Here is a 1900-nt window from a genome sequence, read left to right as displayed (position 1 = left end):
GCGTCACGGACGCGGCCCGGCGGGTCACCGGCGACCCGTCGGACCGCTCAACTCACCCGGATCTCCCGGATCTCCCGGATCTCCAACAGATCTCCCAGAATTCAGGGGTCGCGCCCGCATGCCCAGTTCGCCTTCTCCTTCGCCCTCGACTTCCCCACCCCGCCCGAGACCGGCGGAACGACGCGCCGGTTCCGTACGCCAACTCGTCCTGTTCTCCGTCGCCTGTGTCTGCGTCTTCGGATATCTCGCCGCCTCGCTCTTCTACACGCTGCCGAGCAACGCGCTGAGCAGTCGGCACTCGCAAGGCGCCCGGCAGGCCCTGAACGTCCTGACGCCGGAGAACTGGGCGTTCTTCACCCGCAATCCCGAGACCGTGCAGACCGGCGTGTACGCGTACCAGCCGAACGGCGCGGCCCACGACCTGCTGGACACCCCGCAGGGCGCGCCCTCGAATCTCTTCGGCCTGTCCCGCACACAGCGCGCCCAGGGGCCGGAACTGGCCTATCTCAGCGCGTCTGCCATCAGTTCCTGGACGGATTGCGCCGGATTCCTCGACGCCTGTCTGCGCAAGGAGGCCACGAAGCCGGCGAAGAAGGCGGACAACGGCAGTCCGGTGCCGACTATCTGCGGCGACGCCTATCTCACCCAGGAGAAGACGGTTCCGTGGAGTTACCGGCAGTTGGTCTCCTACGACAAGCGAGTCGTCAAAATCGCCCACTTGGACGTCCGATGCACATGACCCCGGCCCTGAACTCCCTCGCCGACCGGCTCGCGGTCCACACCGAACGGCACGATCTGCGCTCCCGATGGTTCGGGATCGGCCGTACGGTCATCGCCGTGGCCGAGCTGAGCGTTCTGCTGCTGACGCCCGTCAAGGCGCTGTTGGTGCCGGTCATCACCATCGGGGAATTCCCGCGCTGTGACTCCGTACGCGCGGCCTCGGCGCTCTGCCTGGGCGGCGACTCCGTCGGCATGGAGCCCCGCAGATGGCTGCTGATCGTCATCCTGGTCGCGGCGGCCAGCGGCTACCGGCCCCGCTGGACCGCGATTCCCCTCGCCTGGGCCACCTATTCCGTCGCGGTCAGCATCTCGGTGCCCGACGGCGGCGAATCCGTGGCCATGATCATGGGCTTCCTGATGATCCCCATCGGGCTGGCCGACAACCGCACCTGGCACTGGCAGCGGCCGAAATCCGCCCTGGCGCCGTCGTGGCGGACCCTGTCCATGGTCGCCTTCCTGGCCATTCGCGTGCAGATCGCCTATCTCTATCTCGACAGCGCCATCAGCAAATTCGGCGTGGCCGACTGGGCGAATGGCACCGCCGAGTACTACTTTCTGCGCGACAACATGTTCGGCGTGAGCGCGCCATGGGACTCGCTCCTGCTGTGGCTGTCCAAGAATCCACTGATCGTCGTCTCCATGACCTGGGGCGCGCTGGTGATCGAACTCGCCATCGGCGTCTGCCTGCTGGCCTCCCATCGCTGGCGGAAGACCGGACTGATCATGGATATCGTGCTGCACGGCTCGATCATCCTCACCATGGGCCTGTGGAGCTTCGGTCTGGTGATGATCGGCTCGGCGATCGTCTGCGCGACCCCGGGCCGCCGCTCACCCGCGCCGCCCCGTGCACCGGCGGATGACCAGGCGGCGGATGGCCAGGCAACGGACGGCCAGGCAACGGACGGTCAGGCGGCGGACAGTCAGGCGGATGCCGCGACCGACCGGTCCGACCCGCCTGTACCCGTACCCGAACCCGACCTGCCCGTATCCGAAGAGGCCACGCCGTGCGCGGTGTGCGGTACGGCCGCTCCCACGGCGTCCGCCGCCCCTCGAAGCTGACCTCGGAGCTGACCCCGGAGCATCCGCCCCTCCCAACCCGTCCGCCCTCGGCCCACCGTGC

At 68.1% G+C, this 1900-nt stretch carries 2 protein-coding genes; both read left to right on the top strand.

Going from position 1 to position 1900, the window contains the following annotated elements:
- Positions 1-118 precede the first annotated feature (118 nt).
- Positions 119-739: an SdpA family antimicrobial peptide system protein gene (locus tag ACFU99_RS42225; protein WP_384403720.1), complete on the top strand. Its 621-nt coding sequence runs from the start codon at positions 119-121 to the stop codon at positions 737-739.
- Positions 736-1839 carry a sporulation-delaying protein SdpB family protein gene (locus tag ACFU99_RS42220; protein ID WP_384403717.1) on the top strand — a complete coding sequence of 368 codons (1104 nt, stop codon included), beginning with the start codon at positions 736-738 and terminating at the stop codon, positions 1837-1839. The genes ACFU99_RS42225 and ACFU99_RS42220 overlap by 4 nt, the downstream gene beginning before the upstream one ends.
- The last annotated feature ends 61 nt before the right edge of the window (positions 1840-1900 follow it).

Origin of the sequence: Streptomyces sp. NPDC057654, from assembly GCF_042800135.1 — a bacterium.
In the GTDB taxonomy this organism is placed as follows: Bacteria; Actinomycetota; Actinomycetes; order Streptomycetales; family Streptomycetaceae; genus Streptomyces.
Note: the sequence above shows the minus strand (reverse complement) of the source record. Positions and strands in the feature narration are given on the sequence as shown.